A 21,899-nucleotide genomic window follows, 5' to 3' on the forward strand; every position below is an offset into this window, starting at 1 on the left:
CGCTCCCCCGGCCCTAGGCTCACGGTTCCGTCAGCGGGTGCCATCAGAAGGGAACGACCATGGGCGAGACCAAGGACCGGATCGCGGAGCTCGTCCGTGAATACCACCGCGAACAGGCCCCCGGCCCCTTCCAGCCCGGGATCTCCCCCGTGCAGGTGTCCGGGGCGGTGCTCAGCGAGGAGGACCGGCTGGCCCTGGTCTCCGCGGCGCTGGACATGCGGATCGCCGCCGGCGTCAGCTCGCGGCGCTTCGAGCGGGACTTCGCGCGGTTCATCGGCACCCGCAAGGCGCACCTGACGAACTCGGGCTCCTCCGCCAACCTGCTCGCCCTCAGCTCGCTGACCTCCCCGCAGCTGGAGGAGCAGCGCCTGAAGCCGGGCGACGAGGTCGTCACCGTGGCGGCGGGCTTCCCGACCACGGTCAGCCCGATCCTCCACAACGGCCTGGTGCCGGTCTTCGTGGACGTGGAGCTGGGCACGTACAACACCACGCCCGAGCGGATCGAGGCGGCCATCGGCCCGAAGACCCGCGCGATCATGATCGCGCACTCCCTGGGCAACCCGTTCCAGGTCGAGGAGGTCGCACAGCTCGCCGAGCAGCACGGGCTGTTCTTCGTCGAGGACAACTGCGACGCGGTGGACTCCACGTACCGAGGCAAGCGCACCGGCTCCTTCGGGGACCTGGCGACGACCAGCTTCTACCCGGCGCACCACATCGCGATGGGCGAGGGCGGCTGCGTCCTGACGAGCAACCTGGCGCTGGCCCGGATCGTGGAGTCCTTCCGCGACTGGGGCCGCGACTGCTGGTGCGAGCCCGGCGAGGACAACCGGTGCATGAAGCGCTTCGACCAGCAGATGGGGAAGCTGCCGCACGGCTACGACCACAAGTACATCTTCTCGCACGTGGGTTACAACCTGAAGGCGACCGACCTCCAGGCCGCGCTGGGCCTGAGCCAGCTCCAGCGCGTGGACGAGTTCAGCGCGGCCCGCCGCCGCAACTGGGCCCAGCTGCGGGCCGGCCTCGACGGCCTGCCGGGCCTGATGCTCCCGGAGGCGACCCCGGACAGCGACCCGAGCTGGTTCGGCTTCCTCATCACGGTGGACCCGGAGGCGGCGTACACCCGCGCGGCGCTGGTGGACCACCTGGAGTCCTCGAAGATCAACACCCGCCGCTTCTTCGCAGGCAACCTGACCCGCCACCCCGCGTACGCCGAGAAGCCCCACCGCATCGCCGAACCGCTCATCAACAGCGACCTGATCACGGACCAGACCTTCTGGATCGGCGTCTACCCGGGCCTGACGGAGGAGATGCTCGACTACGTCATCACCACGATCCGCGATTTCACCACGGCCCCCCACTGAGCCGACCACGCCGCGGCCCGCACGCGAACGGCCCCCGGCCGGGTGCGGGCCGCGGCGCGTCCCCGCCGCGGCGGCGCGGCGCCGGGTCACCCCGATCAGCCTCCGATGTGGCCCGTCAGCAGATCCGCGAACCGCGGCAGCCCGGCCTTCGCGAGCCGGGCAACGGCGTCTCCGGTCGCGATCGGCGGGTTGCGCTTCTCCGCGGCAAGCCTGACCACCGTCTGCGCCGTCTCGTGGGGCAACTCGCCGTACAGCTCGCACAAGGAGGAGTCAGGATCGACCACCCGCACTCCGCGTGCGGCCAACGGGGCCGCAGGGAAGTCCGAGATGTTCCACGTCACCAGCACCCCGGCCCCGGCGGCCACGGCAGCAGCCGCGTGGTGGCGGTCGTCGGGATCGCTGCCGGGCATATCGGCGACGAGGTGGGCATAGGACTGCTCCCCGATCTCGCAGTCGGGAAAGAACCGGCGTACAGCCCGCACGACCGCGGCCGCGGATGCCGCCGTACGCCGCTCTTCCCGGACGATGACCCGCTCCCACTCCGCCAGCAACCGCTCGGACCAGACGATCTCGTGCACGGCGTCCTCGGTAAGGGCAAGCATCACGTCCATCACCGAGAACGGGAACAGGACGTTGGTGTCGACGAAAACCCGCGGTGCCCTATTTCGGCCCCTACCCCTCCGCGCCGGCTCGACGGCACTCGCGTCAGTCGGGCCGGCCCGTGTCCGACAGGGCGTCGGCGATCTGGCGCCGTCCCTCCCTGCGACGCTCGCGCCGCTGCTGGAAGGCCAGCACGTCAGTCAGCCGGACCACGCGGTGGGTGCTGCCAGGGAGGTGCGCCGAGGGGATGTCCCCCGAGTCCAGGAGGCGGGAGACGAAGGGGCGGGACAGGCCCAGGAGCTCTGCGGCCTCGGCGGGCGACAGCGTGGCCTCCGAGGCGAGCACGGTCACGGCACGGCCTCGGGCCAGCTCGCCCGCAGCGGCCGCGAGAATCCGCAGCAGCTCGCTCGGAAGCGCTACTTCGCCTCCGTCCGGCGTGTGCACCAGCACTTCGACGGCTTCGGGCACCAGCCGGGCCGCAGCGGCCAGGGCATCCTGGTGCGCCGGGTCCGGTTCAACCTTCTCGGCCCGTGCCAGGACGCTTGAGCGAGCCACGGCGCCTCCCCTCGCAAGGTATGTGAAATAACTGTAACCATGCGCCTCCGCTGTCGGCAACCCGGTGGCACGGCGCCCCGCGCCCCGCCGGTAGGGGCGGGGCGCGGGGCGCTCGGGGTGGCGGGCCGGCCGGGGTCAGGCCGCGTAGGCCGCGAGGTCGGCGGCCAGGGGGGCGTCCACGTTGGCCTTCAGGCGGGTGCCCGTCTCCTCGTGGGATTCGGAGAGGACCTCGCCCGAGGCGTGGATGCGGGCGACCAGGTGGCCCTCCGTGTACGGGATGAGGACGTCCACCTCCGTCTCCGGGTGCGGGAGTTCCTCCGCGATGCGGGCGAGCAGGGCCTCGATGCCCTCGCCGGTGCGGGCGGAGACGGTGAGGGCCGTCGGCTCGGCCGCGGTGAGGCGGGCGAGGGTCTCCGGGGAGGCCGCGTCCGCCTTGTTGACGACCACCAGCTCGGGTACGCCGGCGCCGCCGATCTCGCCGATGACCGTGCGCACGGCCTCGATCTGCGACTCCGGGTCGGGGTGCGAGCCGTCGACCACGTGCAGGATCAGGTCCGCCTCGGCGACCTCCTCCAGCGTGGACCGGAAGGCGTCGACGAGCTGGTGCGGCAGGTGGCGTACAAAGCCGACCGTGTCGGCCAGGGTGTATGCCCGGCCGCCTGCCGTCTCGCTGCGGCGCACGGTCGGGTCCAGGGTCGCGAACAGGGCGTTCTGGACGTGGACCTCGGCGCCGGTGAGGCGGTTGAGGAGGGAGGACTTGCCGGCGTTGGTGTAGCCCGCGAGGGCGACCGACGGGACCTTGTTGCGGCGGCGCTCCTGCCGCTTGAGGTCGCGGGCGGTCTTCATCTCCTCGATGTCCTTGCGCATCTTGGACATCTTGTCGCGCAGCCGGCGCCGGTCCGTCTCGATCTTCGTCTCACCGGGGCCGCGGGTGGCCATGCCGCCGCCCGCGCCTCCGCCGCCGCCCATCTGCCGGGACAGCGAGGCGCCCCAGCCGCGCAGCCGCGGCAGCATGTACTGCATCTGCGCGAGCGCGACCTGCGCCTTGCCCTCCCGGGACGTGGCGCGCTGGGCGAAGATGTCGAGGATCAGGGCGGTCCGGTCGACCACCTTGACCTTGACGAACTCCTCCAGGCGGACGAGCTGGGCGGGGCTCAGCTCGCCGTCGCAGACCACGGTGTCGGCGCCGGTGGCCTCGACCAGGGCGCGCAGTTCCGCGGCCTTGCCCGAGCCGATGTAGGTGGCCGGGTCCGGCTTGTCGCGGCGCTGGATGACCCCGTCGAGCACCAGGGCGCCCGCGGTCTCGGCGAGGGCGGCGAGCTCCGCGAGGGAGCTCTCGGCCTCCGCCACCGTGCCGGAGGTCCACACGCCGACGAGCACCACGCGCTCCAGGCGCACCTTGCGCTGCTCGACCTCCACGACGTCCCGGAGTTCGGTGGAGAGGGCCGCGACGTGGCGCAGGCCGGTCTCCTGGGTGGTGTCGATGGCGTCGGCGGCGGCGATCCGGCTGCCGGCGGCGGTGCCGGGTTCGGCGGCGGTCACGGTGTCGTGGTCCGTAGCGGTCATGTGCTTCCTTCCACTGGGGTGGGGGTCGGTCGGGCGGCGGGGAGGGCGGGTCAGGGGGCGAGGCGGCCGGTGAGGCGGATGTCCGCCGAGGAGGAGCCGACCTTGACGGTGCGGGCGCCGGGGGCGTCCTGCCAGGCGTGCCGCGCGGTGTCCCAGTACTGGAGCTGGCGGGCGTCGACGGCGACGGTGACCCGCTTCTCCTGGCCGGGCGCCAGGGCGACCTTGGTGTAGCCGGCGAGCTTCTTGGCGGCCTGCGGGGCGGTGATCTGGCCGCTGGGGCCGAGGTAGACCTGGACGACCTCCTTGCCCGCGGAGTAGCCGCTGTTGCGGACGGTCACGCGGACGGCGGCGCCGGTCGCGGTCCGCTCGACGGCGAGGTCGCGGTAGGTGAAGGAGGTGTACGAGAGGCCGTGCCCGAAGGGGAACAGCGGGGCCACGCCCTGCTGCTCGTACCAGCGGTACCCGACGTGGATGCCCTCGCTGTACTCCTGCTTGCCGCCGACCCCGGGGAAGCGCTCGGGCTTTCCGGCCATCGGGTGGGCGGTCTCGGAGGCGGGGAAGGTCTGGGTGAGCTTGCCGCTGGGGTTGGCGTCGCCGTAGAGGAGCGCGGCGGTGGCCTGGGCGCCCTCCTGGCCGGGGTACCACATCTGGAGGACGGCGCCCGTGGAGTGGAGCCAGGGCATCAGCACGGAGGAGCCGGTGTTGAGGACCACGACCGTGTTGGGGTTGGCCCGGGTGACGGCGGCGATCAGGGCGTCCTGGCCGTCGGGCAGGGACAGCGACGGGCGGTCGTAGCCCTCGGAGCCCTCGTCCTGGGCGAAGACCACGGCGGTGCGCGCGGCGGAGGCGGCGGCGACGGCCCGCTCGATGTTGCGGGCGGCCTGCTCGGGGGTGACCCAGGTCAGGTCCACGGACAGCGGGCGGTCGGGCCAGGCCCAGCCGCTCATGGTCAGCTTGTGGGTGCCCTTGGTGAGCTTGAGGACGATGCTGGTGGTCTCACTGAAGGAGTCGGCGGCGTAGACGGGGTTCTGGCCCTCGATCTGGAGGATCGCGAGGCCGCCGTCGACGCGGACGCCGATGCGGTAGTCGCCGTCCGCGGGGACGGTCAGGGTGCCGTCGTAGAACTGGCGGTCGCCGCCCGCGTCGAGCTGCCTGCCGTTCTGGAAGGCGGGGCTCAGGTTCGCCTCGGGCAGCGGGGTGCCGAGCCGGTCGATGCCGGGCTCGTACGCGATCGAGGCCTGGGAGCCGGCGCGCTCGCGCAGGGCGTCCAGCGGGGACTTCGCCGCGTCGGGGACGACGTGCGCGCTGCCGAGGCCGGAGACCTTGGGGTGCTTGGCGCTGTCGCCGATGACGGCGAGGGAGGTGGCGGCGGTCCCGGTGAGCGGGAGGGCGCGGCGGCCGCCGGTGTTGGTGTTGCGCAGCAGGACGGCGCCGTTCTCGGCGATCTCGCGGGCGGCTTCCCGGCCGGCCTGGGCGTCGCGTACGGGGCGCGGGGCGCCGCCTGCGGGGTCGAGGAGGCCGAAGCGCTCCATCTGGCCGAGGATGCGGACCACGGAGCGGTCGAGGGCGGCCTCGGGGACGGTGCCGGCTGCGATGGCCGTCTTGAGGGCGGCGCCGAAGTGCTTGGAGTCGGGGACCGGGTCGGTGGGCTTGCCCATCTCCAGGCCGAGTTCCTGGTCGAGGCCCTTGGTGATGTCGGTGGTGGACTTGGTGGCGAGCCAGTCGGACATCACCCAGCCCTTGAAGCCCCACTGCTCGCGCAGGACCTTCGTCAGGAGCTCGTCGCTGCTGCACGCCGGGGTGCCGTTGACCCCGTTGTAGGCGCACATCACGGAGGCCGCTCCGGCCTCGACGGCGCTGCGGAAGCCGGGCAGCTCGGTCTCGTGGAGGGTCTGCTCGTCGATCTTCGCGTCGACGGTGAAGCGGTCGGTCTCCTGGTTGTTGCCCGCGAAGTGCTTGACCGTGGCCATCAGGCCCTGGGACTGGATGCCCTTGATCTCGGCGGCGGCGGTGCGGGAGGTGACCAGCGGGTCTTCGCTGAAGGTCTCGAAGTTGCGGCCGCCGTGCGGCACGCGGATGTTGTTGACCATCGGGGCGAGGACCACGTCCTGGCCCAGTGCGCGGCCCTCGTGCCCGAGGACCCTGCCGTAGGCGGTGGCGAGGGAGTCGTCGAAGGTGGCGGCGAGGGCGGTGGGGGTGGGCATCGCGGTGGCGCGGCTGCCGTTGATGCGCAGCCCGACCGGGCCGTCGGCGGCCTGGAGCGGGGGTATGCCGAGGCGCGGTACGCCGGGCAGGTAGCCGACTCCCTTGGCGAGGGGGCCGTTCTGCGGTCCGGCGGTCCAGTGGACGAAGGTCAGCTTCTCGTCGAGGGTCATCTGCGCGACGAGGTCGCGGACCCGCTGGGTGCCCTCCTGGGCCGGTGCGGACGCGGCGGCCGGGGCGGCGGTGCCGGTGGCGGGGGCGAGTACGCCGCCCGTGCAGAAGAGGGCCACGGTCAGGGCGAGCAGTCGCGGCGTGCGGGCCGGGCGGCGGCGCCCGGGGGTCCCGGGCGCGGTCTGGAGGGGGGTGCGGTGGCGGGGTGTTCGCTCCGCCGGCCTGCGGGACAGCATGCGGTCTCCTGGTGTCTTCGGTGCGTTGGTGCGCGCGCGTGGTGCGCGTCCCTCCACGCTCACGGAGTGGTCCGCAGGAGACGAGGTCGGCCCGTCACACTCTACGGAGTTCGGGGCCTTTGCCCCGTGTTACCTGGGATCGGGTGCTTGAGGATCGCTTGAGGACTGCGGATCGGAGGCCCGGCGGGACCGGTGGGGGCCCGGGCGGGCGGCGGGGCGGTGGCCGGGCCACCACTCGGGCCGGGGTCCGGCCGGCCGGCGGGCGGCCCGCCCGTCCGGGGCGGCCGCGGAGGGGAGTTGGCCGGGAAGTGTGTTTCCGGCGGACCTGGGCCGGGGCGGGGCGGCCGGGGACGGTGGAGGGGTCCCAGCAGTGCGGCCCCGGCCCGGCAGGTTCCGGGGCGCCGAGACCCCGAGGAGCGTCATGAGGTCCACTCTCCAGGCGGTGGAAGCCCCGAGCCTGCTGCCCGAACCGGAGTTCGCTCCGGACTCCGGCCCGGTGTCCGGCCCGGTGCGCGCAGCCGCGTACGGGCCCGGGTACGGAACGGCGTTCGGAGCCGCGTACGGACCGGCGCACGGGGCCTTCGGGACCGGCCGCGGTCCGGTCCCCGGGCCGCTGTCCGGTTCCGGGTACGGCGCGCCGTACGAGCGGGCGGCGGCGCAGGGCGCGGCGCGTGCGCTGTGCGCCTCGGTGCTGTCCCCGCTGCGCCGCCGCGACCAGCGGCACAAGGGCGAGCTGTACGTGAACGGGCTGCTGCACGCCCCCGGCCGCAAGACCATGCGCAATCTGGCCGCGAGCACGGACGAGCGCTCGGCGGAGCAGAGCCTGCACCACTTCATCAGCTGCTCCACCTGGGACTGGTCCCCGCTGCGGGCGGAGCTGGCGGCCCGGCTGGACCGGCTGCTGGCGCCGAAGGCCTGGGTGGTGCGCCCGCTGGTGATCCCGAAGACGGGCCGTCACTCGGTGGGCGTGGGGCGGCGGTTCGTGCCGCAGCTGGGGCAGGTGGTCAACAGCCAGCACGGGTACGGGCTGTGGCTGGCCTCCGCCTCGGCGGCGGCCCCGGTGAACTGGCGGCTGTCGCTGTCGGGCGACTGGCTCGAGGACGCGGAGCGGCGCCAGCGGGCCGCGATCCCGGACTCGGTGGACGCCGGTTCGGCGGAGGACCTGGCGCGGGACATGGTGCTGGAGACGGCGGGCTGGGGGCTGACGCGGCTGCCGGTGGTGGCGGACGTCCGCGAGGAGGCCGTGCTGCCGATGGTGGAGGCCTTCTCGCAGGCCGGGCTGTCCTTCCTGCTGCGGGTGGGCGGTGGTACGAGCCTGCTGGCGCCGGCGCTGTCGGCGGGCGGGACCCGGGCCGTCGCGGCCTCCGCGGAGCAGCTGGCGGAGCTGGCGCGCTCGCAGCGGCGGCCGGTGGAGTGGTTCGACCCGGCGGGTCCGGGGCTGCCGAAGACCTCGCTGGTGTCGCTGCTGCCCGTGCGGCTGCCGGGGCTCGCGGGGCCGCGGGCGCGTCAGGGGGCCGCCGGGGGGCGGCCCGCGGCGGACGCCCCGCTGACGCTGGTGGGCGTGTGGTCGCCGAACAGCCGCGAGGTCTCGGAGCTGTGGCTGACGAACCTGGGCGGCGCCGGGCGGGGCGCGCTGCTGGGGCTGGGCAAGCTGATCGGCCGGGCGGACGCCGACTTCACCGGGACGAGCCTGCCGGTGGGGGCGCTGGATTTCGAGGGGCGCTCGTTCCACGGCTGGCACCGGCACGTGACGCTGGTGTCGCTGGCGCACGCGGTGCGGCTGCTGGACTCGGGGGCGCACCGCGGCCGCGGCACGGTCACGTCGATTCCCATGACCGGGGGGCGGCGGGTACGGGGCCGTGGAAGACGCGCGCCCGCTGCAGCCGCAGGGCGAGTTGGAGCTCCAGGGAGCGCTCCGGCTGCTGCCAGTCCGGACCGAGCAGCTGGCTGATGCGCTCCAGGCGGCGCGAGACCGTGTTGGGGTGGACGTAGAGGAGTTCGGCGGCGCGGGTGGGGCTGCCGGCGGCGGTGAACCAGCCGTCGAGGGTCTCGACCAGGTTGCTGAACCGCTCGGCGTCGTGGTCGAGGAGGGGCCCGAGGGTCCGCTCGACGAAGCCGGCGGCGTCGTGGTCCTCGGCGAGCAGCATCCCGATGAAGCCCAGGTCGCGGGCGGCGGCGGAGCGGCCTGCGCCGCCGAGCGCGGTGAGCGCCTCCAGGCAGCGCACGGCCTCCTGGTGGGCGCGCCGGACCCCGTCGGCGCCCTCGGCCACGGGGGCCGCACCGGCGGTGGCGGGGGCGCCGGTGGCCTGGGCGAGCCCGGCGCGGACCTGTTCGGCGCAGGCGGCCGGGTCCTCGCCGGGCAGCAGCAGGACGATGCGCTCGCCCTGCACGGTCTTCATGCCGCGGTGGCGGCGGGCGTGCCCGGCGGCCCAGCCCTCGGCGAGGTCGGCGGCCGCGGTCCGGGGGTGGGCGACGACCAGCACGTGCGGGCGCTCCAGCCGGGCGGCGAACCGCCGGGCCCGGCGCCGCAGGCCCTCGGCGGGGCCGTCCCAGGTGACGAGGTCTTCGAGGAGGTCGTCGTCGGCCTGTCCCCCGGCGTCGGTGGAGCGCTGCATGACCAGCAGGAGGGACACGGTGCGCGCGTAGGAGAGCAGGACCTGCTCGCTGGGCGCGCCGGGGGCGGGGAGGGGACCGCCGGCCGCCTGCGGATCTGCCGGCCCCGGCGGCTGTCCGTGCTCTCCCGGCGCTTCGGGGCGCTCGGGTCCGCCGGGGTGCAGGAGCAGCGAGCCCACGTCCTCGGAGCGGACCGAGAGCGGGACGACCAGGGTGCCGTCGGCCATGGGGCAGGCGATGCCGGTGGCGGCCGCGGTGAGCCGTACGCGCTCCAGCTCCGCGGGGTCGGGGCGGCCGGTGCGGCCGTGCCCGGCGAGGCGTTCGCCGCCCTGCCCCCAGACGGAGAGGCCGCCGCCGAGTTCGGCGCAGGCGCGGGCGAGGAGCTCGTCCATGCCGATGCCGTCGAGGACGAGCCGGACCAGGTCGTCCTGGAGGTGCTTGGCGCGCAGGGCGTCGCTGAGCCCGGCCCGGGCCCGGGTCCCGGCGTCCTCCAGTGCGGTGTTGGCGGCCCGGACGGTCTCCAGCAGGCGGGCCGTCTTGATGGCGACGGCGGACAGGTCGGCGAGGGAGCACATGAGCGCGACCTCGTCGGGGCTGAAGTGCCGTATCCCGCGGTCGGCGGCGTAGAGGAAGCCGAGGCAGCGGTCCCCGTCCCGCAGGGGTACGCCGAGCACGGCGTGGAGGGACTCGGCCTCCAGGAGCCCCTCGAGGGCGCCCGTGTGCCCGGCGCGGTCCCCGGCGGGGTGGTCGGCGAGGTGGTCGGAGGTCCAGAAGGGGCCGGGGAGTTCGCCGGGGGCGGCGCCCGCGGACAGGGCGGCGGCGGGGATGCGGTGGCCGGCGGTACGGGCGCTGACGGCCCCGTCGGCGGTGCCGACCGCCAGGTCGCCGGTGTGCTCGTCGGCGAGGGCGGTCCAGGCGAGGTCGGTCTTGAGGAGCAGCCGGGCGCGGCGGGTGATCAGGCGCAGGGTGGCGTCGAGGCGGCGGGGCTCGGTGAGGTCGAGGGCGGTGTCGACGAGCGCGGCGAGTTCGGCCTCGCGCTGGCGGCGCCGGTCGAAGAGGGAGTTGACCTCGTGGGCGAGCCCCTTGGCGCGGCCGAGCCGGTCGAGCAGGCGGGGGTCGGCCCCCGCGCGGCGGGCCCGGGCGACGAGCTGCTCGTACGCGTGGGCGGGCGCCTCGGCCGCGAGGAGTTCGAGGACCTCCAGGAGTTCGGCGCCGCTGCCGGTGCCTGCGCTGCCGCCCGTACCGCCCGTACCGCCGCCCGCGCCGCTCCCGGCGCTGCCGGGCCCCGGCCCGGCGTACGCGTCCTCCCCTGTCATCGCAGCCCCCCAGCGGACGAATCGGCCTGATCTTGACGGTCCGGGGACCGTAACCACCCGTCCGACGGAGCGTCAACCGGCTTCCCGCGCCCCCGGGCGGGCGGGGCGGCGGCGGCTCGCAGCGCGGGGCGGTGGCCCGGCCACCACCGGGGGGCGGGTGCGGGGCGGCACGGTGTGTTCCGGGCACCTTGAGGCCAACGGGGCCCGTCCTTAGCCTGGTTGGTTCGCTTCCGGGGGGTTTGGCAGGGGCCGGTGCGGGTCGGCGGGCAGCTGCCGGGCGAGGGCGGCGAGCAGGTTGTCCCAGGAGCGGCGCAGAGCGGTCCTCTGCCGGTGCACGAGCCGTTCTGCCTCGCAGCCCAGGCAGGTCCCGAGGGCGGCGAGCACCGCCTCCTCCCCGCCGCCGGGGCGTCCCGGGCGGGCGCCGAGGTTCTCGGGGCCGAGCTCCCCGGATCCGAGGAAGGCGGCGAGCCCCTCGGCACCGGCGGCGAGCGCGAGGCCGGGGGCGACGAGGTCGGGGCGGGGCGCGGCGCCGGTGCGCAGGGCTCCGGAGCGCAGGGTGTACGCCGCCGAGCAGGTGATCCGGAACGGGCGGGCCCCGTCGGCGACCAGGGAGCGCCAGCGCGGGTCGTCGAGGGTGCGCTCGTACTCCTGGTAGCAGAGCCGGGCGCAGGCGCGGGCGGCCAGCCGGCCGGCGGCGGGCGGGGCACCGGGGCGGCGGGCCAGGCGGGCGTCGACGGATCCGGCGAGCAGGCCGAGGGGCAGGGTGAGGGCGGCGCCGGTGCGGGAGAGGTCGCGGCCGGCGGCGCGGGCCCGCTCGTACCCGGTGAGGAGGGCCTGGAGCACCTCGCGGCAGGCGGCGGGGTCGAGGACGAGCTGCGCGTGCACGCCGATGCCCTCGGCGAGGCAGTCGGCGAGGGTACGGGCGGCAGTGCGCGATCCGGGCCCGGTGCCGTCCGCGGGGGCGGTCCAGGGGCTGATCCCGACCAGGAGGCCCGGCCGGTCCACGGCCCAGTGCAGGGCCCGGGCCTCGGCGAGGGGGGTGCCGGCGGGGGCGGCGGGGCCGGCGGGCGGCAGCGGGAGGGTGGCGTGGCCGTCGCGGCCGCCGGAGCGTTCGGCGGCGGGCCGCAGGGCCGCGCACAGCAGCCGGCCGTCGTGGGCGAGCAGCGCCCGCAGGGCGGGGGCGGCGGGGGTGCCGAGGAGGGCGAGGTCGTGGAGCTGGGCCCGGTAGGCGCGGCCCCCGGCAAGGGCGGCGGCGGCCGCGGCGGGATGCCAGGAGGCACCGGTGACGGCCCCGCCGCCGAGGAGCCCGGCCAGGGCTCCGGAGGCGGTCATGCCGCGTTCGTAGCCGTCCAGGTGGAGGGCGACCTGCTCCCCGGCGAGCCGCCGGACGAAGGCGGCGGACCCCAAGGGTGCGGCGGGGGTGCCGGGGGTGCGGGGCGCGCCTGGTGCGGTGGACGCGCCGTACGTAGCAGACATGGCCTGTCCCTGGGAGGTGGGGTCAGAGGGGTGCCGGGGGCGGCGCGGGCGGGGCGGGCGGGATGGCCACGGCGGTCAGGAGGAGGCCGTTCGTGACCGTCCAGCGGCCGGTGAGGCGGGTGAGGGCGCGGCCGTCCTGCACCGGGCCGGGGGTGCGCAGCCGGGCGGTGAAGGAGCGGGAGGCCGGGTCGAGTTCGAGCTCGGCGGAGTCGAAGTCGAGGGTCCGGTGGGTGACCGGGGACCAGGCCTTGAACAGGGACTCCTTGGCGCTGAACAGCAGCCGGTCCCAGCGGGTGCCGGGGTGGCGGCGGGCCAGCTCGCGCAGCTGCTCCCGCTCGCCGGCGGAGGCGATCCCGCGGGTCACCCCCGGCGGCAGCGCGAGGTGCGGTTCGGCGTCGATGCCGAGCGAGCGCCACCGGCCGGCGGGGGCCAGGGCGGCGCCGCGGTAGCCCTCGCAGTGGGTCAGGGAGCCGACCGTGCCCGCCGGCCACAGCGGTTCGCCGCGGCGGCCGGAGAGCACCGGTTCGGCGGCCCGCCCGAGGGCGGCGAGCGCCCGGTGGGCGCAGACGCGGACCGTGGCGAACTCGCGGCGCCGCTCTTCTACGGCGTCGCGGACCAGGGCCCGCTCCCCCGCGAAGAGCAGCTCCTGCGGGAACTCCCCGGCCGTGTCGACCGAGACCGCCCCGGGCGGGAGGATCCCCTCGATCATGCGGGGCTCACGCCGCCCGGGTGCCGATGAACAGGCCGCGCCCGGAGGGGCCGCCCTCCTGGAACTCGACGGTGAGGCCGGCGCGGACGAAGGCCTGCTCGTAGGCCTCGCGCGTGAAGAGGGTGATGAGGTGGGTCTCGGCGAGGTGGGCGATCTCGCGGCCGGGCTCGGCGATGAGGTAGTGCACGTCGATGCGGGTGGCGCTGCCCTCGGTCTGCGAGTGGGAGACGCGGGAGATGGTCTTGCCCTCGGCCTCGGTGATGGAGGCGCCGACGAAGCCGGGGGTGAAGGTGGCGGGGGTCCACCAGGGTTCGACGACGACCACGCCGCCGGGTTCGAGGTGGGCCGCGAACCGGGCCAGGGCGGCGTCGAGTTCGGCCTGGTCGGCCATGTGGCCGATGGAGCTGAACATGCAGGTGACGGCGGAGAAGGTGGTGCCGAGGTCGAAGTCGCGCATATCGCCGAGGTGGACGGGGACGCCCGGGTTGCGGCGGACGGCGATGTCCCGCATGTCGGCGGAGATCTCCACGCCCTCGACGGTGGCGAAGGCGGCGGTCAGGTGCTCCAGGTGCAGGCCGGTGCCGCAGGCCACGTCGAGGAGGCTGGTGGCGCCGGGCGCGCGGGAGGTGATCAGGGCGGCCAGGTCGGCGGCCTCGCGGGCGTAGTCCTTGCCCTTGCCCTGGTGGACCAGGTCGTAGAGGCGGGCTATGCCGTCGGCGTAGCCGCTGCCCGCGGGGGCTGCGGTGGTGGTCACGTCGTCTCTCCTTGGCTGGGGTGTGCGGGCTGCGGGCGGCCCCGCCGGGCCGCGAGTTCTTCGAGGGCCGGGACCAGCCCGGCGGGGGTGGGCTCGGCCAGGGCCTCCGCGCGCAGCCGCTGGGCGGCCGCGGCGACGGAGGGGTCGGTCAGGGCCCGCAGGACGGCCTCGCGCAGGGAGGCGGCGTCGAGCTTCTCGGGCGGCAGGTCGATGCCGGCACCCGCGGCCTCGTGGAGGCGGGCCTTGAGCGGGGCGTCCCAGAGGGAGGCCACGATGATCTGGGGTACGCCGTGCAGGGTGGCGGTGTAGCCGGTGCCGGCGCCGCCGTGGTGGACGATCGCCGCGCAGGTGGGCAGCAGGGCGTCCATGGGGACGAAGTCCACGACCCGGATGTTGGCGGGGAGGGCCTCGCGGTCCTGGAGCTGGCTGGCGTCGAAGGTGGCGACGATCTCGGCGTCGATGTCTCCGAGGGCGTGCAGCAGCTCCTCGAAGGGGACGGCGTCGCGGCCGAAGGTCTCGCGGGCGGAGACGCCGAGGGTGACGCAGACCCGCGGCCGGGCGGGCGGGGTGTGCAGCCACCCGGGTATGACGGACGGCCCGTTGTAGGGGACGTACCGCATGGGCAGCAGTTCGCCGGGGACGGGGATGCGCAGGCTCGCGGGGGCCGGGTCGACGGTGGCCTGGCCGCAGGTGATCTCCTCGATGTCCGCGGCGGTGGGGGAGGTGCCGAAGCGCTCCAGGGTCCACGTGAGCCATTCGGCCATGGGGTCCTCGCGGCGCTCGGCGGGCTGCCCGGCGAGGAGTTCGAGGAACTGCCGGCGGGCGTTGAGGACCACGTCGGGGCCCCACAGGAGCCGGGCGTGGGCCGCGCCGGTCACGTGGGCGGCGATCGGGCCGGCGTACGTGAACGGCTCCCACAGGACGAGGTCGGGCTGCCAGGCGCGGGCGAAGTCCACGATGGCGTCGATGGTCGTGTCCCCGTTGAGGGGGGCGAACGACATGGCCGTCATCATGGTCTGCTGGCCGAGGGCGTGCTCCCAGCCGAGCGGCTCGGTGACGGTGTCGGCGAAGTCGAAGCCCTGCTGGTACGGGGTGGGGTCGCCGCCGATCTGCGTCATCAGCTCGACGATGGAGTCGAAGTCGCCGACGGGTACGGCGGTCAGCCCGGAGCCGTTGATCACCTCGGTGAGCGCGGGCTGGCTGGCCACCCGTACCTCGTGTCCGGCGGCGCGCAGCGCCCAGGCCAGCGGCACCAGGTTGTAGTAGTGCGTGTTGTGCGCGAAGCACGTGATCAGGACGCGCATGGCATCGTCCGCCCTCGTCTGGCTCGTTGCGGTCGGGGTCGTGGTCTTCGGTGGCCGGGCCCCGCTGCGGGCCCGGCCGGCGGGCCCGTCAGTCGCTCTTGGCGACGGGGAAGGATGCGGGGGCGCCCAGGACGGGCGAGCGCAGCCGGGTGACCTCCTCGCCCGCGGTGCGCAGGCCGGGGAGGGCTTCGGCGAGCGCGCCGAGGGCGGCCCGCGCGATGACGGTGACGAGCCGGCCGGAGAGCGCGAAGTGCAGGTCGGCGGGGAGCCCGAAGGGGGCGGCGTCCGCGGGGGCCTGCGGATCGCGGTTCACGGCGGCGACGAGCACGGTGACGCGGCTGCCCGCGGGCAGCTCCGTACCGGCGAGCGCGGTGTCCCGGGTGGCGGTACGGGTCTCCAGCCGGACCGGCGGGGCCTGCCGCAGGGTGTCCGCGACCGCCTCGGCGGCGAGGGCGGGGTCGGCCGCGAGCTTCTGCCAGGCCCCGGGCTCGGCGAGCAGCCTGCGCACGGAGTTGGTGAGGAGCACGGCCGTGGTCTCGCTGGCGCTGACGGCGAGGATCCGGGCGGCCTGCACGGTGTCGGCCCCGGCCTCGTGGAGCCCGTCGGCGAGCAGGGCGCCGAGGGTGGCCTCGGCGGCCTCGGCGGCGCGGGCCACGGCGTACGGCTGGGGGGACAGCAGTCCGTCGAGGGCGTGGCGGCAGTCGGGCAGGACCTCCGCGAACCGCGCGTGGGCGGCCTCGGGCAGGCCGAGCTGCTCGGCGAGCACCTGGCCGACGAGCCGGCGGGCGAACTCCTCGGTGAGGTCGAAGCGGTGGCCGAGCCCGGCGAGCAGCGCGCGGGCGAACGTGACCGTCCGCTTCTCCAGGCACTCGTCCTCCTCGGCCCACAGCAGGGGGCCGCCCAGGACGGTGAGGGGGGCGAGCCGGGCCGCGGTGTCCCGGTCCACGGACAGGACGGCGCTGCGGTACGGGAGCCCGTCCGCGGCGGCGGCCTCGGGACCGGCGCCGGGCCCGTCGAAGGCGCCGCCGGAGACGACCTCCTCGGCGACGGCGCGGTCGGCCGTCACCCAGGTGTCGAGGGGGGCGCTGTGGAAGAGCGGGCCGGCGGCGCGGATCCGCTCCTCGTGGGCGCGGGGGTCCTCGGTCCCGGAGCGCAGGATCAGGCCGTACGGGTCGTTCTGGATGCCCGCGAACCACTGGGCGGCGCGGGTGAGCTGGTTCCTGCGGGCCCGGCGGGCGCCCGCCAGGGCCGTCTCGCGGCCCGGGTCGTCGGTCAGCAGCTCGGAGGTCATGGTGCGACTCCTCGTCATCGGTCACCGCCGGGCAGCGCGTCGAGCCAGGCGTCGACGGTGCGGGCCGTGGTCGGGGCGTGCTCGGTCATCATCGTGAAGTGGTTGCCGGGTACGTCGGTGACGGTGCGGGCGCCGTCCCAGACGGACTTCCAGTCCGTCGCGGGATCGGTCCACGCGGCCATGGGTTCGGCGGCGCGCAGGTGGAGGACCGGCGCGCGGGTGGGCTGGGGGGTCCAGTCCAGCAGGAGCCGGTGGTACGCGCCCATAGCGGTGAGCCGCGTGTCGTCGAGCGGCACCACCGTGCGGTCCATCGCCCAGCGGAGCATGACGTCCCGCCAGACCCCCATGGCCCCGGGGGCGCTGGGGGTGTAGACGTCCGCGAGGACCAGGGCGGCGGGCCCGGTGCCGCGGGCTTCCAGGTACCGGGTGAGGGCGTGGGCGACGTTGGCCCCGGCGGAGTGGCCGACCAGGGCGTACGGGCGGCCGCCGGCGTACCGGTCGACGGCCTCGGCGTGGGCCGCGCACAGGGCGTCCAGGCTGCCGGGCAGCAGCTCCCCGGACCGGAAGCCGGGCTGGGGCAGGGCGGCCACGGTGCGGCGTCCGGCCAGGGCGGCGGCGAAGGCGGCGAACTCGGCCGGGCCGGAGACGGCCGCGGTGCCGGTGACGCCGATCAGGAGCAGCCCGTCCGCGTCCGCGGGGCCGTCGGCCAGCCGGACGGGGGTGACGGGCTGGTCCGCGGGCGCGGTGAACACCGGGCGGAGGGCGGCGACGGCGCCCAGGGCGCCGACGGCCTCGGCGACCCGGCTCTGCGCCACCGCGGAGCGGTAGACCGCGACCAGGGTGGTGTCGGCGCCGGGTCCGGCGGCCGGGGCGGCCTCGGCGGGCCCGCTCAGGAGCGCGTCGAGATGGGCGGTCAGGGCGTCGGGGGTGTCGTGGTCGTAGAGGGCCTCGGGGGGCAGGTCGGTGCCGGTGGCGGCGGCCAGCCTGCGCCGGAACTCGGTGAGGGCGAGGGAGTCGAAGCCGGCCAGGGTGAACGGCCCGTCGGCGGCGACCTCTTCGGGGTCCTCGTACCCGAGGACGGCGGCGGCCTCGGTGCGGACCAGGGCCAGGACGGCCGCGGTGCGGGCGGCGGGGGCCAGTGCGGCGAGCTCGGCGCGCAGGTCGCGCGGGCGGGCGCCGGCGGCCGGGGCGGCCCCGGCCGGGGCGCCGGGGGCGGCGGCCGGGGCGGCGAGCAGGGAGATCAGCGGGCTGGGGCGGCGGGAGGTGAACCCGAGGGCGAACCGCTCCCAGTCGGTGTCGGTGACGGTGACCTGGGCCTCGCCCGCGGAGACGGCGCGGAAGAGCTGGGTGAGGGCCTCCTGCGGGTCCATGGGGCGCACGCCCCGGCGCAGGAGGTACGCGGCGCCCTCCCCCTCGCCCATGCCGCCGCCGCCCCACAGGCCCCAGGCCACGGAGGTGGCGGGCAGCCCGTCGGCGCGGCGCTGCTCGGCGAGGGCGTCGAGCGCGGCGTTCGCGGCGGCGTAGGCGCACTGGCCGGCGCTGCCCCAGACGCCCGCGCCGGAGGAGTAGAGGACGAAGGCGTCGAGCGCGAGGCCGCGGGTGAGCTCGTGCAGGTGGTGCGCGCCGGCGACCTTGCCCGCGTACACCTCCTCGACCAGCTCGGGGCCGGTCCCGGTCAGCGGGCTGACCTGGGGCACCCCGGCGGCGTGGAAGACGGCGGTCAGGGGGGCGTCGGCGGGCACCGCGGCGAGGAGCGCGGCGAGGGCGTCCCGGTCGGCGACGTCGCAGGCGGCGAAGGTGGTCTTCGCGCCGAGGGCGAGGAGTTCGGCCTCCAGTGCGGCGGCGCCGGGGGCGTGGGCTCCGCGGCGGCCGACGAGCAGGAGGTGCGCGGCGCCCTCGCGGGCGAGGCGGCGGGCGAGGTGGCCGCCGAGGGCGCCGGTGCCGCCGGTGACCAGGACGGTGCCGCGGGGGCGGTACGGGGCTGCGGACCGGGGGGCGGGGGCCGCGGTGAGGCGGCGGCCGAGAGTACCGGCGAGGGCTCCGGTGCCGCGGACGGCGACCTGGTCCTCGGGGCCGCCGAGGGCCTCGGCGAGGAGCCGCCAGGCGGTCTCGTCGGCGCTGTCACCGTCGTCGGCGTCGGCGGGAGCGGTGTCGGGGAGGTCCACCATTCCGCCCCACAGGGCGGGGAGTTCGAGGGCGGCCACGCGGCCGAGCCCCCAGATCTGGGCCGCCGCAGCCCGCGGCCGCTCGCCGGGTGCCGTGGCCACGGCTCCCCGGGTCGCGCACCAGAGGCGTGCGGACATGGACGTCTCCTCCATCGCCTGGACAAGGGACAGGGTGGCCCGGACGGCGGCCGGCACCAGCCCGGATCCGGGCTGCTCCCGATCATCCGCGCCGAGGAGGGAAAGCACCCCCTCGACGGGTGCGGCTGTGTCACCTTGCGCGCCCGCGTCGGCGCGGAGCAGGGCCGCGAGCGAGGCGCGGTCGGCTTGCGCGGGGTGCACGCGGAGCCTGCGGACCGCGGCGCCGCGGGCGCGCAGGGCCCGTTCGGCGCGGTCGGCGGCCGGGGCGAGCGGGTCCGGGGCCGCTCCGGCGGGCTCGACCAGGAGCCAGGTGCCGGTGAGGGGGGCGCCGGAGCCGTCGGGCAGCGGGGTCCACGTGACGTGGTGGCGGCGGGCGCCGCCGGCCGGGGCGGCGCCGGAGCGGCCGCGGGGGCTCGGGGCGATCCAGTACCGGCGGTGCTGCCAGGCGTAGACGGGGAGCGGGAGCGGGCGGGCCGGGCCGCCGGGGAAGAGCCGGCCGCGGTCGAGGGCGGCGCCGCGGGTGGCGGCGGCGGCCACCGCCCGCAGCAGGGTGGCGGCTGCGGGGCGGCCGCGGCGCAGTACGGGCACCAGGACGGGTGCGTCGGCCGGGTCGCCGCCGGCCTCCTGCGCGGCCAGGACCTCGGTGGCCATCCCGCACAGCACCGGGTCGGGGCCGAGCTCGACGAAGGTGGCGGCGCCCAGCCCGCGGGCGGTGCGGACGCCGTCGGCGAAGCGGACGGCGCCGCGGACGTGCGCGGCCCAGTAGGCGCCGGTGCGCAGGTCCCGGCCGGTGGCGCGGCGGCCGGTGACGTTGGAGATTACGGGGATGCGGGGGGCGCGGTAGTCGAGCCCGTCCGCGACGGCGCGGAACTCCGCCAGCATCGGGTCCATGAGCGGCGAGTGGAAGGCGTGACTGACCGTCAACTGCTTGGTCTTGCAGCCGCGTTCGGCGAGAACGGCCCGGGCGTCCGCGACGGCTTCGGCGGTGCCGGACAGGACCAGGGAGCGGGGTCCGTTGACGGCGGCCACGGCGAGGACGTCCTCGCGGCCGGCCAGCAGGTCCCGTACGTCGTCCTCGGCGGCCCGTACGGACAGCATGGCGCCGCCGGGCGGCAGGGCCTGCATGAGGCGGCCGCGGGCGGCGACCAGGGCGCACGCGTCGTCGAGGCCGAGGACCCCGGCCGCGTGGGCGGCGGCGATCTCGCCCACGGAGTGGCCGAGGAGCACGTCGGGGCGCATCCCCCAGTGCTCCAGGAGCCGGAAGAGGGCGGTCTCGACGGCGAAGAGGGCGGCCTGCGCGTACTGGGTCTGGTGCAGGAGGGCTTCCCCGGGGCTGCCGGGGGCCGCGTCGAGGACCTCGGTGAGCGGGCGCCCGAGGTGCGGGTCGAGCCGTTCGGCCACGGCGTCGAGGGCCTGGGCGAACACCGGCTGGGCGGCGCGCAGTTCGCGGACCATGCCGGGGCGCTGGCTGCCCTGGCCGGTGAACAGGAAGGCGGTCTTGGCCTCGCGGCGGCGGACCCCGGTCAGCACCGCGGGCGAGGCGGTCCCGTCGGCGAGGGCGGCGAGGCCGCGGGTCAGCTCTGCGTACGTGGCGCCGAGGACCACGGCGCGGTGCTCGAAGGCGGTCCGGGAGGTGGCCAGGGCGTGCCCGACGCGCTCGGCGGTCGGCTGCTCCCCGGCGGGTCCGGCGAGGTGGGTGCGCAGCCGGTCCGCCTGGGCGCGGAGGGCCTCGGGCGTGCGGCCCGACAGGAACCAGGGCACGGGCGGGGCGGGTGGGGCCTCCGGGGCGGGTGGGGCGTTAACGGCGTTAACGCCGTTAACGGGGGCGGCGGAACGCGCCTCCCCCGGGGGCGTGTTGGCGCCCCGGGGCACCGCGGCGGCGTTAACGCCGTTAACGCCTTCGGCCGGACCGGTCGGGGCTGCCGGGGCTGCCTGGGCCGACGCCGTGCCGGTCCGGGACTCCGTACCGGCCGGGGACCCCGTACCGTCCGGGCCCGGTGCGGGCTCCGGGGGTGCCTCCTCCACGATGACGTGGGCGTTCGTGCCGCCGACGCCGAAGGCGGAGACCCCGGCGCGGCGGGGGTGCGGGCCGGCGGGCCAGGCGACCGGGTCGGCGAGGAGGCGGACGCCGCCGGAGGACCAGTCGGCGTGCGGGGTGGGGGTGTCGGCGTGCAGGGTCTTGGGGAGCAGGCCGTGGCGCAGGGACTGGACGGTCTTGATGACCCCGCCGACCCCGGCGGCGGCCTGCGAGTGGCCGATGTTGGACTTGAGGGAGCCCAGCCACAGCGGCCGTCCCGGCTCGCGGTCCTGCCCGTACACGTCCAGCAGGGCCTGGGCCTCGATGGGGTCGCCGAGCCGGGTGCCGGTGCCGTGCGCCTCGACGGCGTCCACGGACCGGGCCTCGATCCCGGCGTCGGCGAGCGCGGCGCGGATGACGCGCTGCTGGGAGGGGCCGTTGGGGGCGGTGAGCCCGTTGCTGGCGCCGTCCTGGTTGACGGCGGTGCCGCGGATGACGGCGAGGACCTCGCGGCCGGCCCGGCGCGCGTCGGAGAGGCGCTCCAGGACGACCATGCCGGCGCCCTCGGCCCAGCCGGTGCCGTCCGCGTCGGCGGAGAAGGCCTTGCAGCGGCCGTCCGGGGCCAGGCCCTTCTGCCGGGAGAACTCGACGAAGGCGGCCGCGTCGGGCATGACGGCCGCGCCGCCCGCCAGGGCGAGCGCGCATTCGCCGCGGCGCAGGGCGGCGACGGCGAGGTGGAGGGCGACCAGGGAGGAGGAGCAGGCCGTCTCCACGGTCATGGCGGGGCCTTCGAGCCCCAGGACGTAGCTGATGCGGCCGGACAGCACGGCGTCGGCGCTGCCGGTGAGCAGGTAGCCCTCGGAGCCGGCCGGGACCCGGTCCAGGTCGGTGGCGTACTCGGCGTGGGCGGCGCCGACGTAGACGCCCGTACCGGAGCCGCGCAGGGTGCGCGGGTCCAGTCCGGTGCGTTCGAGGGCCTCCCAGGAGACCTCCAGCAGCAGCCGCTGCTGGGGGTCCATGACCACGGCCTCGCGGGGCGAGATCCCGAAGAACGCGGCGTCGAAGTCCGCGGCGCCGGAGAGGAATCCGCCCTGGTTGCAGTAGGTGGTGCCCGGGGACTCGGGGTCCGGGTCGTAGAGGCCCTCCAGGTCCCAGCCGCGGTCCTCCGGGAAGGGCGCGACGGCGTCCGTCCCGGAGGCGACGAGCTCCCACAGGGCCTCGGGCGAGTCGACCCCGCCCGGGTAGCGGCAGGCCATCCCGACGACCGCGATGGGCTCGTGGGCGGCCGCGACCAGCTCCCGGTTGCGCCTGCGCAGCCGCTCGGCCTCCTTCAGGGAGGTCCGTAGCGCCTCCATGAGCTTTTCGGAGGACATGGCCATCGGTGGTCCCTCTCTGGGCGGGGCGGGCGGGCCGGCGGCCTTGCGG

At 76.3% G+C, this 21,899-nt stretch carries 12 protein-coding genes and 1 pseudogene; 2 read left to right on the plus strand and 11 right to left on the minus strand.

Going from position 1 to position 21,899, the window contains the following annotated elements; translation table 11 throughout:
* The first annotated feature begins 59 nt into the window (after positions 1-59).
* Complete coding sequence (gene rfbH / locus ACZ7JZ_RS26300; RefSeq protein ID WP_470943391.1) at positions 60-1,361, plus strand: lipopolysaccharide biosynthesis protein RfbH; 1,302 nt, start codon at positions 60-62, stop codon at positions 1,359-1,361.
* Between the two features lie 95 nt (positions 1,362-1,456).
* On the opposite strand, the gene ACZ7JZ_RS26305 is transcribed toward rfbH, so the two are convergent.
* The 4 genes from ACZ7JZ_RS26305 to ACZ7JZ_RS26320 form a co-directional block, all read right to left on the minus strand.
* Positions 1,457-2,161 (minus strand): VapC50 family PIN domain-containing toxin, encoded by a 705-nt coding sequence (locus tag ACZ7JZ_RS26305; RefSeq protein WP_470943412.1) that lies wholly within the window; start codon positions 2,159-2,161, stop codon positions 1,457-1,459.
* Positions 2,067-2,516: a helix-turn-helix domain-containing protein gene (locus ACZ7JZ_RS26310; protein ID WP_470943392.1), complete on the minus strand. Its 450-nt coding sequence runs from the start codon at positions 2,514-2,516 to the stop codon at positions 2,067-2,069. The genes ACZ7JZ_RS26305 and ACZ7JZ_RS26310 overlap by 95 nt, the downstream gene beginning before the upstream one ends.
* A gap of 135 nt (positions 2,517-2,651) precedes the next feature.
* Positions 2,652-4,082 (minus strand): GTPase HflX, encoded by a 1,431-nt coding sequence (hflX, locus tag ACZ7JZ_RS26315; protein ID WP_470943394.1) that lies wholly within the window; start codon positions 4,080-4,082, stop codon positions 2,652-2,654.
* Positions 4,083-4,132: 50 nt separating this feature from the next.
* A complete protein-coding gene (locus ACZ7JZ_RS26320; protein ID WP_470943395.1) occupies positions 4,133-6,691 on the minus strand; it encodes a beta-glucosidase H in 2,559 nt (852 codons plus the stop codon).
* A 421-nt stretch (positions 6,692-7,112) separates the two neighbouring features.
* Between ACZ7JZ_RS26320 and ACZ7JZ_RS26325 the strand changes: the two genes are divergently transcribed.
* Positions 7,113-8,642, plus strand: coding sequence for an IS701 family transposase (locus ACZ7JZ_RS26325; protein ID WP_470943397.1), 1,530 nt, complete (start codon positions 7,113-7,115; stop codon positions 8,640-8,642).
* On the opposite strand, the pseudogene ACZ7JZ_RS26330 reads toward ACZ7JZ_RS26325, so the two are convergent.
* The 7 genes and pseudogenes from ACZ7JZ_RS26330 to ACZ7JZ_RS26360 form a co-directional block, all read right to left on the minus strand.
* A pseudogene (locus ACZ7JZ_RS26330) lies at positions 8,632-10,620 on the minus strand (helix-turn-helix domain-containing protein); the annotation flags it as partial. The gene ACZ7JZ_RS26325 and the pseudogene ACZ7JZ_RS26330 overlap by 11 nt on opposite strands.
* Positions 10,621-10,830: 210 nt before the next feature.
* The gene (locus ACZ7JZ_RS26335; RefSeq protein WP_470943399.1) at positions 10,831-12,096 is read right to left on the minus strand and encodes a beta/alpha barrel domain-containing protein; all 1,266 of its coding nucleotides are present in this window, start codon (positions 12,094-12,096) and stop codon (positions 10,831-10,833) included.
* Between the two features lie 22 nt (positions 12,097-12,118).
* The gene (locus tag ACZ7JZ_RS26340) at positions 12,119-12,805 is read right to left on the minus strand and encodes a 4'-phosphopantetheinyl transferase family protein (protein ID WP_470943400.1); all 687 of its coding nucleotides are present in this window, start codon (positions 12,803-12,805) and stop codon (positions 12,119-12,121) included.
* A 7-nt stretch (positions 12,806-12,812) separates the two neighbouring features.
* Entirely contained in the window at positions 12,813-13,559 is a 747-nt protein-coding gene (locus ACZ7JZ_RS26345) for a class I SAM-dependent methyltransferase (protein WP_470943401.1), read from the minus strand.
* Entirely contained in the window at positions 13,556-14,863 is a 1,308-nt protein-coding gene (locus ACZ7JZ_RS26350; RefSeq protein WP_470943403.1) for an activator-dependent family glycosyltransferase, read from the minus strand. The genes ACZ7JZ_RS26345 and ACZ7JZ_RS26350 overlap by 4 nt, the downstream gene beginning before the upstream one ends.
* A gap of 88 nt (positions 14,864-14,951) precedes the next feature.
* Entirely contained in the window at positions 14,952-16,154 is a 1,203-nt protein-coding gene (locus ACZ7JZ_RS26355; RefSeq protein ID WP_470943404.1) for a cytochrome P450 family protein, read from the minus strand.
* 14 nt (positions 16,155-16,168) lie between these two features.
* Positions 16,169-21,847 carry an SDR family NAD(P)-dependent oxidoreductase gene (locus ACZ7JZ_RS26360; protein ID WP_470943405.1) on the minus strand — a complete coding sequence of 1,893 codons (5,679 nt, stop codon included), beginning with the start codon at positions 21,845-21,847 and terminating at the stop codon, positions 16,169-16,171.
* Positions 21,848-21,899 lie beyond the last annotated feature (52 nt).

The organism is Streptomyces sp. NPDC038213, assembly GCF_055600495.1.

Bases quoted from the DNA above. Each gene is read 5' to 3' on its own strand.
- ACZ7JZ_RS26335 (WP_470943399.1), bottom strand. From the start codon at position 12,096: ATGTCTGCTACGTACGGCGCGTCCACCGCACCAGGCGCGCCCCGCACC.
- ACZ7JZ_RS26360 (WP_470943405.1), bottom strand. From the start codon at position 21,847: ATGTCCTCCGAAAAGCTCATGGAGGCGCTACGGACCTCCCTGAAGGAG.
- ACZ7JZ_RS26325 (WP_470943397.1), top strand. From the start codon at position 7,113: ATGAGGTCCACTCTCCAGGCGGTGGAAGCCCCGAGCCTGCTGCCCGAA.
- rfbH (WP_470943391.1), top strand. From the start codon at position 60: ATGGGCGAGACCAAGGACCGGATCGCGGAGCTCGTCCGTGAATACCAC.
- ACZ7JZ_RS26340 (WP_470943400.1), bottom strand. From the start codon at position 12,805: ATGATCGAGGGGATCCTCCCGCCCGGGGCGGTCTCGGTCGACACGGCC.
- ACZ7JZ_RS26350 (WP_470943403.1), bottom strand. From the start codon at position 14,863: ATGCGCGTCCTGATCACGTGCTTCGCGCACAACACGCACTACTACAAC.
- ACZ7JZ_RS26355 (WP_470943404.1), bottom strand. From the start codon at position 16,154: ATGACCTCCGAGCTGCTGACCGACGACCCGGGCCGCGAGACGGCCCTG.
- ACZ7JZ_RS26320 (WP_470943395.1), bottom strand. From the start codon at position 6,691: ATGCTGTCCCGCAGGCCGGCGGAGCGAACACCCCGCCACCGCACCCCC.
- hflX (WP_470943394.1), bottom strand. From the start codon at position 4,082: ATGACCGCTACGGACCACGACACCGTGACCGCCGCCGAACCCGGCACC.